Genomic DNA, 13,906 nt, shown 5'->3' with positions numbered 1-13,906 from the left:
TTGATATGCCAGCTCTTGATGTAACAGAGCTTTATAAGAGGAGATGGGATATAGAAGTATTTTTTAAATTTATCAAACAAAATCTTGGATATAAGCATTTTTTGAGTCATTCTTTAAATGGTATGAAGGTGTATATTTATATGATTCTGATTACAGCTTTATTATTTTTAATATACAAGGCTAGAAAGAAACTGCATGGCTTCAAAATTCCATTATTTCAATTTACATTAGATCTAGAGTAATTTTTTATTAAAACATTAATTATTATTTCAGGAGGGGATTTCAATGCTGTTAAACATTTATTTTGACACTTTCAACTCTTATGCCTTTGCGGGCCGTTCCGCTGGCTTTTTAAATGAAAAATTATGGGCGTGCAGCCACAACGTCTTGCCTAGCAGCCATAGGGTTCAAGAACATAGAGCGCAAATATAACTACTTTCATATACGTCGTGGCTTTCCAAATGTGCGATAAGTTTCGCTGTTTGTGAAATATTCTGCTTGCTTACAGGGCCCCCGCTTGACACTATTAACTTTTGATCTTTCTTATATTTCTCTATGTGACGACCGATAGTCAATCAGAAGAGTCTTAGCAATTTGATGAGCTCCACCCTTTGTCTGATAACAAAACTGCCTTAATCTTATGGGTGCCATCAAAAGACGACCTTCTATGCTTGGCTTGTTCTTCTTTTTACTTTAAGCTTTGTTTTTATTTTATCCTATTAAAGAATATTCGTGATTCTATAAAATGTACCCTTTTTAACTCCTGTTAACCTGCGGAATTTTTCTTCTGATATTTTTTTGATCTGTTCTATAGTAATTTAGGTTGAATTAGGTGTGATTTTTTTTGTTAAAATAAAAAGAAAATGACAAAGAGCTACAGCAACGATTTAAGACAAAGGGTAATAGAAATATTTAGATGAGGGAACGAGTATATTGAAGCATCGCAACCATTTAAAATAAGTGTATCAGCGATAGGCAGGTGGCATAGAAAACTAGCATAGAAAATACCGACAAGAATGCAGTTGTTTTCCTAAGAGGCGTGCTGGATAAGACAAAAAATTGACTTAGAGAAGCTTGAAGAGAGCGTCAAAGAAAACCAAAATATGACCTTGAAAAAAGCTGCTCAAAAATTTTGGGTGAGTGTTTTTACACTCAGTTGCTGGTTAAAAAGATTAGGCTATAGCTATAAAAAAAGACTTTTCGTACGCGAAAGCAATCAAAGAAAAGCGAAGTCAGCATCAATAATCGATCAATATATAGCGTGTCCAAGTCTTGTATATATTGATGAAAGCAGCATTGATAGGCTATGTGCAAAGACAGAAGGCTGGGGAAGAAAAAGTGAAAAGTTGGTTGGTAAAAAGAGTGGGAAATGGTACCAAAGAACAAATAGTATTGCCGGTTTGGTTAATAACACGCCCATAGCACCAAGGGGTTTTAACGGATCTTGCGAGATATTATTATTCCAAGCTTGGGTAGAAAAATTTCTGATCAAGAAACTAAAGCCTGGTCAAGGAGTTATTATGGATAGTGCTTCTTTTCATAAATCCAAGAGAAGTAGAGAATTAATAGAATTTGTAAAATGGAGTATAATTTTTCTACCTCCTTACACTCCTGATTTGAATCCAATAAAGAAATTCTGGGCTAATATGAAGAGGGGGATTGAATGCAATATACTAAATTTCAAGGCTCTATTCGACGCTATTCCGTGGTTCTTTAAAATATCTAATTCAACCTGAATCACTATAGTTGTTGGAACTTACTGAGTTTTCTATGATATTTTGTACGACCTTACCGTATCTGTTCTACGCTTCACCAAATTTAACCAAATCAAATCGTTAGCATAACGCTGCTTTCTGGGCGCCAATGTAAAAACACTTGACTATCCCATGTGATGGGACGCTCTGCAAGCCGCATAAGATTTGGTTGAGTGGCAAGCACCACATGCCCTGAAGTAAGTGTAACATAATAAATTGAAACATCCCCAAGATAAGCCACATCTGTAACAACACCTTCAGTCATATTAGAAACATGTTCAAGTTTCTGAACCGAGAGGACAACTTTTTCGGGACGAACAGTCACATGAACTTCTGCCCCTACCGGAGCGCTAGAAGAATAAGAAACTTCCACCTCTTGATCTAATGCAGGGCAATACACGTACACATAATCTTCGGAAGTCCCTGTCACCTGACCTTTAAATACATTGATAGATCCAATAAATTTTGCTACCGAAAGAGAATTAGGATATTCGTAAATCTCTCCTGGCGTTCCTACCTGCTTGATACGACCTGCCTCCATAATTCCAATGCGAGAAGACATCGTCATTGCTTCTTCTTGATCATGAGTAACTACCACAAAAGTAATTCCTAACTGCTCTTGAATATTGACGAGTTCAAACTGGGTGCGCTCTCTAAGCTTTTTATCCAAAGCTGCCATGGGTTCATCCAGAAGCAATACCTTGGGAGAACTAGCCAAAGCACGAGCCAAAGCTACACGCTGTCGTTGCCCTCCAGAAAGTTGTGACGGTTTGCGATGGATAAACTCGGTCATATGCACCAACTCTAACATTTCTTCTACCCTTTCTTGAATGGCTGCAGCAGACCATCTTTGAGTGCGCAACCCAAAGGCAATATTATTCATAACTGTCATGTGAGGAAAAAGCGCATAAGATTGAAACATCATGTTGATAGGAAGTTGATACAAAGGAGTTGAAGCAACATCAATATCATTGACGAGAATTTTTCCTTTAGACGGTTTTTCAAGGCCTGCAAGCAACCTTAACAAAGTCGTTTTTCCACATCCAGACCCTCCAAGAATAGAAAAAAACTCCCGAGAATAAATCTCTAAATCTAAATCTTGAATAACAGGAACATCTCCATAGTATTTAGAAACATCACAAATGCGAATCATCGGATCGCCAAAAACTTTCTGATTGTCTGATAAAGGTCGACTCATGATCTATAATACTATCCTTTTAGAGTGCCCGCTGCCAGATTCGAACCGGCACGACCGAAAGATCGGCAGATTTTAAGTCTGCTGCGGCTACCATTACGCCAAGCGGGCATCTGGTTAAAGATTATATCAGAAAAAATTCTAAAAAAAAGTCCCCCCTTTAAAAAATATACGGTATTTTTCTGACATCCTCTTAAGGTTCGTCCTCAATTAAGTTAATTTCTTTCTGTATTTTTTAAGAATGCGTTTCGGGATGATCGGTGGGATAGGGTAAAGGATCTTTTTCTTGAAAAACAAGGGGACAGCCTAAGACAATCACCTGTTTGTGGATGGGGGGGGCACTATAGTAATTTAGGTTGAATAAGGTACAATAAAAGGAAAATGACAAAGAGCTACAGCAACGATTTAAGACAAAGGATAATAGAACATTTAGATGAAGGGGGTGGGTATATTGAAGTATCGCACCTATTTAAAATAAGTGTAGCAGCGATAGGAAGGTAGCATAGAAAATACAGACAAGAAGGAAGTTATTTTTCTAAGAGGTGTGATGGCTCAGAAAAAAGATTGACTTAGAAAAGCTTGAAGCGTACGTCAAAGAACCCCAAGATACGACCTTGAAAAAAGCTACTCAAGAATTTGGGGTAAGTATTTTTGCAATCAGTTACCGGTTAAAAAGATTAGTCTATAGCTTAAAAAAAAGACTTTTTGCACGTGGAAGCAAGCAAAGAAAAGTGAAGTTAGTATCAAGAATCGATCAAAGATATAGCGTTATCCAAGTCTTGTATTGATGCAAGCGGCATTGATATGGCTATGTGCAAAGACAGAAACTGGGGAGGAAACAGTGAAAAGTTGGCTGGCAAAAAGAGTGGAAAATATGATCAAAGAACAAACAGTATTGCCGATTTGGTTAATAACACGCCGATAGCACCAATGAGGTTTAAGGGCTCTTGCGACACAGTATTATTCTAAGCTTGGGTAGATTTCTGATCAAGAAACTAAAGCCTAGTCAAGGTGTTATCATGGATAATGTATCTTTTCATGAATCCAAGAAAAGTCAAGAATTAATAGAATTTTATACTTAAAATTCAGTATAATTTTCTACCTCCTTACTCTTGTGATTTGAATCCAATAGAGAAATTCTGGGCTAATATGAAGAGGTGGACAATAACGCTCTATTCGATGCTATTTCGTGCTTCTTTAAAACATCTAATTTAACCTAAATTACTATATTTGCACAAGAATCCCCTGGAGGGATTTAGCTTTTGGTATTTTCGCCTGTTGGAGTTAAAAAGGTCTATGGAAAAGCGTTTTTAAAATCCTTATCCAGTAAAGCAACCAAAAACACGCGATGAGCATTATGCGCGCCAATCAACACAGAGCTTGCGCTAAAAAAAGACGGAAAGCCAGACCATTAGAGCGCTAAGATCCGTGTAATCTGCGATGCCCAAGGCAATATCTCATTGTCAATCCTATCAATTTTAACTTGACAAAAGGTAAGGAACATGATCCTTCTGTACGGGGAGTGATAAATCCATCTCGTGAAGACTAATAAAGTGCTTTTCGATAAACACATGCGAAAAAAACTCAAAAGAAAATAGCCGTGCCCCCTGGAGCATTATGAAAAATATCTTTACTAAATTCCGTCATTTGATCGAGAATTTTTTTCTAAACTTAAAGCAATACCGCACCATTGCCACACGCGATGATAAAAGGTTTGTAAACTTTTTTAGCGTCATTCGCTTGGCTTCAATTGTCCTTTGGCTTACGTTGAGTACACAGCCTATTACATTTTGTTTGATTTTTTAAGTCTAAGTTTGTAAGACTAAAGTAACAGAAATAAAAATAAATGCGATGCTAACAGACTTAAAATTGTATTACATAGACAATAATACAAATTCTTTAAATAAAATTTCTGCTTTCAGTCCTTTTTTATATAAATGCACACAAACACTTTTTTCAGTAAAAAAAGACTATTCCTTGATAAAAAATATTTACGGTCACTCTGTTGCTTTACATTCTTCAGCTTTTAAATATGGATCGATTATTAGTGGGCAAGGCATTTGTCCGCCTTCTTCTGAAATTTTGAAACCCGGAGTAAAATTAGAGGTTCATTGCATTCAACCGCTTTATACTTTGTATACTCAAGGGCCTAAAATTGTCTCTCTTGAACGCCCCTGTGTGCCCAATTCGGCATTTTTAATTCATAACACCTGCAGCACCCCTTTAACGGAAAAAAATAATGGGCGATGTATTGAAGTTTTAAAAAATACCGAAGGTTTTGTCAGTTATTGCCCGATTCTTTTTATGACGCTAATGACTTTTGATACAAAATTTACACAAGATCAAGGAGAATTCATTCAATGGTCGATAACGCTGGAGGAATTTTAGATTGCTCCTTAGACTTTTTCGAAAACTGTTATTTATCTAACTCCACAGTATAAATACTAGGCTGTGTGCTTAATTAATTTTTTTAAATGTTTGTAGTTATCAGTTTTTACTACTTTTCTTTCAAATTTAGATCTTAGGATGGATGTTATTTTCATTTTAATAAATTTTATACTTTTCCATGGTATATTATTAAAGAACCGTTTAACATAATAGTATAAATATGAAAACTAGTATAAAAAAAATAAGAATGGCTATGTGCATTGCGCTAGCAATTTCTTTTAGCTCTGCGTGGTCAAGTTCTGCGACAATTGCAACACAAGAATCCGACGAAACTTCAGAAACAAATAAACACGTCTCCAAAAAACAGAAAGAAGAGGGGGGAAATATGGCTTCCGCTTACTCCGACATGTACAATGTTTCAGATTTAGACGAATCAACACAGGAAGAAGAAAACAGAGTCTAGTATTTTCTAGATAAGTAACAAACGTTATGTTACTTTCTTTTTGAAATAGTTTTATCTGTTTGAATAAGTAATTATAAACCTGGGAGGTATTGCGTGCCAACATTAGATTTTTTTAAACTCAAGTTTTCTTCTAATAAAGATTTTGCGTATAGTATCGTGCTTTTAAAGAATAATTTGAAAAATAGAAGTTTTACAAATTAGAATTCTTGAAAATCAACTAAAGTAAAACAACAAAAAAAGGTAGGGAAAACAGATCGACGAAAAAAAGTCGAAAGGCGGCCGCAAGAACAATTATTATCCATTAAAGGGCATTTTTGGGCTTCCCAAGTACATAAAAAAGAGGAAAGATATCTATTTTTCCTTTTTGGTATGTTGTTAAAATTTTTTTCCGAATATTATCAAAATTATATTATCAAAATTTTTGTTTTTAATAAAGAATAAAAAGTTTTCGGGCTTTCCCTTAGGGAAAAATTTTAGTATCCTAATAGATACGAAAATGCTTTTTCTGCTTAGGAGAATAAAAAATGTCTGATTTAGCTTTTAAATATGTTGCAGCAGCTATTGCTGTGCTGCCTTTGGGATTAGTAGGTCTTGCTGTGGGGAAAATTTTTACAACATTAGTGCAGTGTATCTCTCAAAATCCTGCAGCAAAAGAAAAGGTGTACGCTTTAGGGCTTATCGGCGTTGCTATGACGGAAGCGGTAGCTCTGTTTGCTCTTTCTGTGGCGTTTGTCATACTGTTTAGTTAAAAGTTTTTAAGGAGCAAACCAGAATGCCTCAATTTGATTCGCAGTTTTTTGCCTCTCAAATCTTTTGGGTGTGTGTGTGTTTTGGAGTACTTTGGGGAGCAATGCACTGGTGGGTGGTTCCCAGAGTGCGTGATATCCAAAAAATACGCTCTTCCAAAGTTGGTACAGTAATGGAAGAAGTTCGTCAATTACACGCAAAAAGCATTGAGATTCGTTCTCAGTGTGATGCTCAGCAGGAGATCTTAGAAAAAACGTTTCAACATCAAATTCAATCTTTGGCTCAAGCGCAAGAAAAAGCCATGGCAGAGCATCTTTTACAGCTTAAGAGCCGTTTTGACTTGGAAATGTCTAGAATTAAAGATGAGCTAAATACCTTAGAACAAACTTTTACAGATCATCTGAAGACAGATGCTTTAGAAATTGCTCAAGTGCTTATTCAACGACAAAAAGAGAGTAGCCATGGGGATAGATAATTTTTTTGATGCCACGTTTATGGTTGGATTAGCTTTTGTACTGTTGTGTGGGGGGTTGGCAAAGCCGGGATGGGGGGCTTTAATGGAAAAACTTAAGGTATACACCCAATCTATAACTCAAGAATTTCAAAAAGCAGATCGCGTTCTAAAGGAAGCCGAAGATCGTCTAGAGTATGCGCAAGCAATTTTAGAACAGTTTGAAACAAAGAAACAATCTCTTTTGCATCACATGGAACAACACATTGTTCAAATGGAAAAAATATTTCAGCAGGACCTTGTTAATAAAGAAAATTGGGAACATGCGCGATTTAAAACTCAATGTCAAACGTTGTTTGAAGAATGGAAGCAGGATGCAAGTCAGCGTTTCATGAAAGAGCTCAATACCCAGCTGATCGATCTTCTTCAAAAAGACATGAGTGAGTATGTTCAGCTGAATAGTACGATGTTTCACAAATTTTTAAAGGAGTATAAATTGTGAAGCCTCGCGTTATTGTTGGAATGTCTGGAGGAGTGGACAGCACTTTAGCTGCTGCATTACTGCAGGAACAGGGGTATGATGTTATAGGAGTAACGTTAAAGCTGTATGATTATGAGCAAGCTATAGAAGATGTTCCAGAAGCAAAACGAGAATGTCATCCGTCAGCATTCATTCAGCGTGCTCAAGAAGCAGCAGAAAAACTCCAAATTCCCCATTACGTCTTTAATAAGGAAGATCTTTTTCGTGAAAAGATTATTAATTCTTTTTTAGACGCTTATCAAAAAGGAAAAACTCCTTTGCCTTGCGCTAAATGCAATCGAGACGTGAAAACTGAAGCATTGTGGAATGCGATGCTTCAGTTCAAAGCGCAGTACATCGCCACAGGGCATTATGTTCAGCGTCTAGACACCCCTCATGGTGCGGAATTGCATCAAGGGATGGATAGGCGACGAGATCAAAGCTTTTTTTTATTCATGTTAACTTTTCAACATATCCAGAGCCATTTATTTCCTTTGGGAAAATTTTCTAAAGAAGAAGTGCGTTTTCAGGCGCAAAGCCGCGGATTAAAAAATTCTCACGTGAAAGCAAGTCAAGACTTATGTTTCATGGCCAAGACTTCTTATCAATCCTGGATGGAAAAAGAGGCGGTAGAATTACATCCAGGAGCTATAGTTCACGAAGATGGGCGTGTGTTAGGTCAGCATAAGGGATTAGCTTATTTTACTATTGGTCAACGTCAAGGCGTTGGCGTTGGGGGGTTTACAGACCCTTTGTATGTCACCGGAATGGATTTAACGACGCACACATTGCGTGTTGGTCCAAGGGAATCGTTGGGAAAGAATTTTTTAAAGCTGGAAGATATTAATTGGATAGCTCCTGACCGAAAAGAAGATCCCATCAACTTGCATGCTCGAGTTCGGTCTTCTGGTAGTTTGGTTTCTGCGTCATTTCACGCATCTTCTAAAAGTGTTGTTCTAAAAGATCTAGAATATGGAGTGGCTCCGGGACAAGCTTGTGTATTTTATGAAGGAACAAGAATTTTAGGGGGGGGGTGGATTGTTGAAAGTTCAAAACTTGACTAGATTTGGATTGTTGAAAAAAGAGTAGGGTGGCTTTTAAGGATGCTAATATTATTGGATTAATATGATTTGCTGTTATAAAATTTTTTATAAAAATGGGGAAAAATAGTGTTTTTTTAATGTATTCATTTTTTATAAAGTAACACCTGCTTATTGTATTCTATTAGAGAATTTAAATAGCTATCAAATGAATATTAAATTTTAACTGTTTAAAAGTTCAATGGAAGAATCATGTGGATGTGTGCTCCGCTGAGCGCTGGGTTTTTTTCGATACAGTCTGTGAATAAAACGCACAGCTCACCTTTGTGTTTTTTGACGATACGTTCTGCAATCGCAAGCCCTAATCCTGTGCTTCCTATGGTTTTTGCGGTGCGACTTTTATCCCCTTTAAAAAAGGGGTTAAAAATTTTTGTTTTTATTGATTGAGGAATTCCCGGTCCATCATCTTGTATACATAAAATAATTTTACTTTCTTGGGGAAATAGACAAACGTCTATGTGATTACAAGCATATTTTACTGCATTGTCTAAAAGATTTTGTACACATCGTTGAAGATCGGCGCTATTTCCTTTTATTTTGTAAGAGAATTTTTTTCCTAAATTCCATTGAATTTCTGGAGAAGGAAGATAAAGATTTTTTTGTTTTAACGCAAACAAAATATCTTGAAAATTTACAATTTCTTCATTAGACTCTTTATCAATTGTGAACTCTAAATATTGATGAACCATAGAGATCATGTGATCTATATCTTCTTGAAGAGCAGTAACATCTTTGGAAGGCGGTAAAAACTGACATTGAAGTTTAATGCGAGCCAATGGAGTGCGTAAATCGTGAGATAAGTCCAATAAAAATTGATGCCGTTGTTCAAATTCGTATTGTAGATGCTGAACCATGCGACGTAACCCAACCCCAATACGACGAATTTCTCTGGCTCCTTCAATGCGTGGAAGCTCTGGAATGTGATCTGGAGTAATATGTCGAAACCATTCAGATAATCGTCTAAGAGGACGAATCTGTTGGCGCATCATAACGATAGCAATGATTAAAAATAATGTGGAAGAGATAGAGGCCCAAATTCCGCACAATCGCAGTGTGCGATATCCCAATCTCTGCGTTGGTGTATAAAATACATAAAAATTTTTATCAGTTTTTATCCAGGCAGAAATGACAGAATGTGTACGATCAATACGCACCCCCAAAGGAAAAAGATTTTTTAAAGCCTCGTACAAAAAAACAGACTGACTATCTTTTTGATTTTGATGAAAAAACTTTATATCAAATTGCGGAGCTTTTTCAAGCTTTATATGAAAAAATTCTTGCCCCATCTTTTGAACAAGACACCAGTCTAATACTTTTTGTTCTTCTAATTTGCACAAAAATCTAACATTTTGAGCAATATTTTCACAAAGAGATTTTGCAACATATTTCCAGTGGCGCTGCAAAAAAATCGTTCCAGAAGCGACAAACATCCACAAAACTGGAATAAAAATAATTAAAAAGGAACGAAGTAAAAAAGTTTTGGGAAGATAATAGCGAATACTAAAACTCATAAACAAGAAAAACTGGGAGACTTGGATTCGAACCAAGGTTGCTCGGTCCAGAGCCGAGAGTTCTACCTCTAAACTATCTCCCATAACTAGAGCCTAGTTTACACTAGATTTTTTTTCTAGTAAACAGGTCCAGACATTATAAAAAAATAAAAAGTAATTTTTATAGAAAATATTTTTAAAATTTAAAAACGGTAAATACAACTATTTTACATTTTTTATTTAATAAAAATGTATTCAGAAACTCAAAAATCAAGCGGTTAAATCTTAGTACAAAATGTTTACGCTTTTTTTTAGCAATCTAAATTTGTGATTACTTAGTGTTTATTAATTTTGTCTTATTTAATTAAGAATCATTTTCATTAAATTTTAGCAAAACTAAGTTTTTGAAAGAGATTTGCTTTTTATTTTTCAATAAAATGAAAGTTTTTGTCGTGTCTGAGTCTTCTTTCATCCCATTTGTGTTTAATTAATACCAATTCCCATTGCTAAATAAGCATATAATGATTGCCTTTTAAGAAAAGGGGAAGTATATCATAGGGGGATAACAAACCGCTTAAATAGAATGGTATCCGCATCAAAATTATCAACCGCGAAGGTAGAAAAGAAGAAAAATATCAGATTAAGGAGATTGATAAAGCTGCACGAATATCACGTAAATTAGCAAAGGCTATTGCAGCCAGGACTCATAGCATTAGTCAAGTTGCAAAGATTTACGACATAACTAGAACACCCCTGACTTCGTGGATCAAGCCGGCTCGATAGAAAGAGTTAACGCACCTGCAAAGCGCAAAAGGAAAAACAAACTTAACGCTACGCAGATAAAGTAAATCTTGGAATGGGTAAAAGTCGATACCCATAAAAGCAATTCGAATACACCTAGAAAATATCTTTAATATAGAGATAAACAAGTCAAGAAATCAAGAAGTTAAATTACTCCTATATTAAGCTCTGTCCTAAACATTTCAAGCAAGAGCAAAATATAAGTTGCTGAATTTAAAAAACTATTAGCCGGGAAATAGCTAAGTGCACGTCATCGCACATATTGTTTTTTGATGAATTGAGATTGGGAACTCATTCCAAAAGTCACGAATTATGAGCGCGGTACCAGGCCACAAATTCCATTTAAAATCGGTTACCAAAATTTCTATATTTATAGCGCAGTTATCGTTAATGACGGCAGTAATTTTAGTCTAATTTTATTTTACTTAATCTCGATTTTACCTAATGTCGATACATATATTTTTATCTGAGCGTGTAAAGAAGTATCCGTCTAATAAAATTGCGTTGATCATGGATGAAGCAAGATGGCATAAATCCAAGGCTTTAAAAATTCCTGACAATATTACTATTTTTTATCTTCCTTCATATTCACGAGAGCTTAACCCGGTCGAAAGATTATGGCTCTATATAAAAAACACTATCCTGTCGAACAAGATTTACGAACCCCTTGGGGCTGTGAAGCGGTGATTTGCGAGTTTGTGCGCGCGTTAAAAAATACAATTGTGAAAAGTATATGCACCGCTTCGCATTTGTCCATTTAGTATCGGGAAATGGTATCAGTTTTGAGGTGTCTTATCTAAGAATAAGTTCTTTTAATTTAAGGTATATTTTATATATGTGCACATTGCTTTAATGATATCATTGCTGTAGACTTATAAAGATTTTATGTAACTATAACAAAAACTTCAACTAAAAAAATAATAATTTTATTTAAATAAAGATAAATGCACGATATTTTAGTTTTTTAAGGCTATTACATATGGATCAATTAAAGTCAATTTTTTGGTTTAGGCAAGATTTAAGACTTTCGGACAATCTTGGGCTTATAGAGTCTTGTAAAATAGGGGGGGTATTGCCTATATATATTTTAGATGATTTGGCTCCTAAACCATTTAAAATGGGAAGTGTTAGTAAGATTTATCTGCATTACTCTTTGCAAAGCCTTAATAAATCTTTAGAAGAAAAGTTGAATCTTTACATTGGGAATTCTAAACAAATCATCACCCAATTGGTTCAAAAATATAATATTAAAAATGTATTTTGGAATCGGTGTTATGAGCCATGGAGGATTATTGAAGATAAGATAATTGAAGAAAAGCTTAGGGATTTAAAGATTAATTGTATTACATTTAATGGATCATATTTGTGGGAACCTAAAGAAATTAAAAAAGAAGATGGATCATATTATAAAGTCTTTGGTGCCTATAAAAGAAAAGTATATTCCTGCCTTCCAAGAAGACCGCTTACTTTTCTGACGAGCAATTTATTAATAAAGGATTATAGTAATTTTACAGAATTGAAAGATTTTAAACTTATTTCTTGTCAATCTTGGGAAAAAAAATAACAGCACATTGGGAGTTTGGCGAAAAAGCTGCTCAAAAAAAAATGAATACCTTTTTACAGCACCATTTGTTTGGGTACAAAGTGGGAAGAGACTATCCAGGGAAAAATCAGACCTCAAGACTATCTGTGAATCTTCATTTTGGAGAAATATCTCCCCATCAAGTTTGGGAATCTGTAAGCAGTGCTTATCGGTTGGATAGTTTTAAAAATCTTGGTGCATATCAAGAAGATGTAGAGCACTTTTTAAGTGAATTGATCTGGAGAGAATTTTCTTGCTATCTCATGACGCATTTTAGAGAACTTCCTTGGAAAAATTTTCAAGAGAAATTTGATCGATTTCCTTGGAGGTCTGCCGATGATGAACTTTTTCATGCTTGGAAGAGCGGGAATACAGGGTACCCAATTATTGATGCAGGAATGCGAGAACTTTTGCAAACAGGGTATATGCACAATCGTGTCCGAATGATTGTGGCTTCGTTTTTAGTCAAAAATTTAATGATTCATTGGAATCATGGAAGAGATTGGTTTTGGGAGTGTCTGGTTGATGCTGATCTTGCAAACAATAGTGCCAGTTGGCAATGGGTAGCAGGGAGCGGTGCTGATGCGGCTCCCTATTTTAGAATTTTCAATCCCACTACACAAGGACAAAAATTTGATAGTCAAGGGGAATACACTAAAAAATTTGTTCCTGAACTGGAAAAATTACCAAGTAAGTACCTATTTGAACCGTGGAAAGCCTTTGGTAGTGCGCTGCAAAAATCAGAAATTAACTGTTCTTCTTATTCTTCTTTCATTGTTGATCTAAAATTTTCTAGGGAAAGAGCATTGTCTGCATACAAAATGCTTTAGGATTTTTACTAAACGTTAGTTAATAAAAAAACATTCTAGCAAAATATTTTCTTCTATACTCTTTCATAGTATATCTTTTAATAAAAGCGCTTTAACTTTAAAAACTTCGTGATTTTGTACGTTAAAGCCCAAATTTTTCTCTCGAAAAACACAAAGCTCCACTAAATAAATAAAATTTAGGCACCTAAACTAAAACAAAAAAAATTTTAATATCTAGTTAAAGAGACCGAGACTGGAATTGAACCAGTATAAAAGGATTTGCAGTCCTCTGCATCACCACTCTGCCACTCGGCCAACGAAAAAATTTTACATCATTTAAATATGAAATACAAGGCTAAAAAATTCAAAAAAGTAGCCGAATCCTAAAAAAATTTTGGAAACCTTTAACTAAAAGATCTTTTTTGTTAGAATTGGTAAAGGAAGTCTTTTAAAAGTCTCTAAAAATGATTATATGTAAATTTTGTGAATGTTCGGAGTGCTTTAAAAGTAGTTTTTTTCGAGGGGGAAAGCGGTACAAATGATAAAAAATGTGGAAAAAATTTCACGAGGTGTGCCCAAGAAAGACAAGCTGAAAGCCCTCATTTT

General features: G+C 35.2%; 17 protein-coding genes, 3 tRNA genes and 1 pseudogene. 16 read left to right on the top strand and 5 right to left on the bottom strand.

Translation table 11 applies throughout. The features are described from left to right. Together HE1_RS10450 and HE1_RS04860 are read left to right on the top strand one after the other, a co-directional pair. On the top strand, positions 1–242 hold a 242-nt coding region (locus HE1_RS10450; protein ID WP_162480384.1), incomplete at its 5' end, for a transposase. An 804-nt stretch (positions 243–1,046) separates the two neighbouring features. After that, positions 1,047–1,736: a transposase gene (locus tag HE1_RS04860; RefSeq protein ID WP_373279904.1), complete on the top strand. Its 690-nt coding sequence runs from the start codon at positions 1,047–1,049 to the stop codon at positions 1,734–1,736. A gap of 91 nt (positions 1,737–1,827) precedes the next feature. On the opposite strand, the gene HE1_RS04855 is transcribed toward HE1_RS04860, so the two are convergent. Then, complete coding sequence (locus HE1_RS04855; RefSeq protein ID WP_235075658.1) at positions 1,828–2,907, bottom strand: ABC transporter ATP-binding protein; 1,080 nt, start codon at positions 2,905–2,907, stop codon at positions 1,828–1,830. A 70-nt stretch (positions 2,908–2,977) separates the two neighbouring features. After that, positions 2,978–3,060: transfer RNA gene (locus HE1_RS04850), tRNA-Leu, on the bottom strand. A 270-nt stretch (positions 3,061–3,330) separates the two neighbouring features. Here HE1_RS04850 and HE1_RS10015 point away from each other — a divergent pair. The 10 genes from HE1_RS10015 to mnmA all read left to right on the top strand — a co-directional run bounded on the left by HE1_RS10015 (position 3,331) and on the right by mnmA (position 8,582). After that, positions 3,331–3,450, top strand: a complete 120-nt coding sequence (locus tag HE1_RS10015; protein WP_084491108.1) for an IS630 transposase-related protein — start codon at positions 3,331–3,333, stop codon at positions 3,448–3,450. Between the two features lie 113 nt (positions 3,451–3,563). Beyond that, on the top strand, positions 3,564–3,737 hold the full coding sequence (locus HE1_RS10010) for a hypothetical protein (protein WP_278243387.1): 174 nt from the start codon (positions 3,564–3,566) through the stop codon (positions 3,735–3,737). A gap of 16 nt (positions 3,738–3,753) precedes the next feature. Then, positions 3,754–3,918: a hypothetical protein gene (locus tag HE1_RS09085; protein WP_162531278.1), complete on the top strand. Its 165-nt coding sequence runs from the start codon at positions 3,754–3,756 to the stop codon at positions 3,916–3,918. A 105-nt stretch (positions 3,919–4,023) separates the two neighbouring features. Then, positions 4,024–4,164 (top strand): transposase, encoded by a 141-nt coding sequence (locus HE1_RS10445; protein ID WP_084491103.1) that lies wholly within the window; start codon positions 4,024–4,026, stop codon positions 4,162–4,164. 762 nt (positions 4,165–4,926) lie between these two features. Beyond that, positions 4,927–5,337, top strand: coding sequence for a hypothetical protein (locus HE1_RS04845; RefSeq protein WP_162480382.1), 411 nt, complete (start codon positions 4,927–4,929; stop codon positions 5,335–5,337). A gap of 247 nt (positions 5,338–5,584) precedes the next feature. Beyond that, positions 5,585–5,800 carry a hypothetical protein gene (locus tag HE1_RS04840; protein ID WP_162480380.1) on the top strand — a complete coding sequence of 72 codons (216 nt, stop codon included), beginning with the start codon at positions 5,585–5,587 and terminating at the stop codon, positions 5,798–5,800. A gap of 524 nt (positions 5,801–6,324) precedes the next feature. Next, the gene (locus tag HE1_RS04835; protein ID WP_006295618.1) at positions 6,325–6,549 is read left to right on the top strand and encodes an ATP synthase subunit C family protein; all 225 of its coding nucleotides are present in this window, start codon (positions 6,325–6,327) and stop codon (positions 6,547–6,549) included. 23 nt (positions 6,550–6,572) lie between these two features. Continuing rightward, complete coding sequence (locus HE1_RS04830) at positions 6,573–7,022, top strand: ATP synthase subunit B family protein (RefSeq protein ID WP_035545337.1); 450 nt, start codon at positions 6,573–6,575, stop codon at positions 7,020–7,022. Continuing rightward, positions 7,009–7,500, top strand: a complete 492-nt coding sequence (locus HE1_RS04825) for a hypothetical protein (protein ID WP_006295622.1) — start codon at positions 7,009–7,011, stop codon at positions 7,498–7,500. Before HE1_RS04830 ends, HE1_RS04825 begins: the two co-directional genes overlap by 14 nt. Then, the gene (gene mnmA, locus HE1_RS04820) at positions 7,497–8,582 is read left to right on the top strand and encodes a tRNA 2-thiouridine(34) synthase MnmA (RefSeq protein ID WP_006295624.1); all 1,086 of its coding nucleotides are present in this window, start codon (positions 7,497–7,499) and stop codon (positions 8,580–8,582) included. Before HE1_RS04825 ends, mnmA begins: the two co-directional genes overlap by 4 nt. 206 nt (positions 8,583–8,788) lie before the next feature. Here mnmA and HE1_RS07495 read toward each other — a convergent pair whose 3' ends face one another. Then, positions 8,789–10,165: a sensor histidine kinase gene (locus HE1_RS07495; protein WP_075260356.1), complete on the bottom strand. Its 1,377-nt coding sequence runs from the start codon at positions 10,163–10,165 to the stop codon at positions 8,789–8,791. Next, a tRNA-Gln gene (locus tag HE1_RS04810) sits at positions 10,142–10,212 on the bottom strand. The genes HE1_RS07495 and HE1_RS04810 overlap by 24 nt, the downstream gene beginning before the upstream one ends. 1,141 nt (positions 10,213–11,353) lie before the next feature. Here HE1_RS04810 and HE1_RS07490 point away from each other — a divergent pair. The 3 genes from HE1_RS07490 to HE1_RS09370 all read left to right on the top strand — a co-directional run bounded on the left by HE1_RS07490 (position 11,354) and on the right by HE1_RS09370 (position 13,321). Next, complete coding sequence (locus HE1_RS07490; RefSeq protein WP_084491100.1) at positions 11,354–11,596, top strand: transposase; 243 nt, start codon at positions 11,354–11,356, stop codon at positions 11,594–11,596. Positions 11,597–11,888: 292 nt separating this feature from the next. After that, positions 11,889–12,473, top strand: coding sequence for a deoxyribodipyrimidine photo-lyase (locus tag HE1_RS09375; RefSeq protein ID WP_084491167.1), 585 nt, complete (start codon positions 11,889–11,891; stop codon positions 12,471–12,473). A 41-nt stretch (positions 12,474–12,514) separates the two neighbouring features. Next, the gene (locus HE1_RS09370) at positions 12,515–13,321 is read left to right on the top strand and encodes a cryptochrome/photolyase family protein (RefSeq protein ID WP_162480430.1); all 807 of its coding nucleotides are present in this window, start codon (positions 12,515–12,517) and stop codon (positions 13,319–13,321) included. 223 nt (positions 13,322–13,544) lie between these two features. Here HE1_RS09370 and HE1_RS04795 read toward each other — a convergent pair. Continuing rightward, a tRNA-Cys gene (locus HE1_RS04795) sits at positions 13,545–13,615 on the bottom strand. 168 nt (positions 13,616–13,783) lie between these two features. Between HE1_RS04795 and HE1_RS09745 the strand changes: the two are divergent. Next, positions 13,784–13,906, top strand: a pseudogene (locus HE1_RS09745) (helix-turn-helix domain-containing protein); the annotation flags it as partial.

Origin of the sequence: Holospora elegans E1, assembly GCF_000648275.1 — a bacterium.
Taxonomy (GTDB): Bacteria; Pseudomonadota; Alphaproteobacteria; order Holosporales; family Holosporaceae; genus Holospora; species Holospora undulata_A.
Note: the sequence above shows the minus strand (reverse complement) of the source record. Positions and strands in the feature narration are given on the sequence as shown.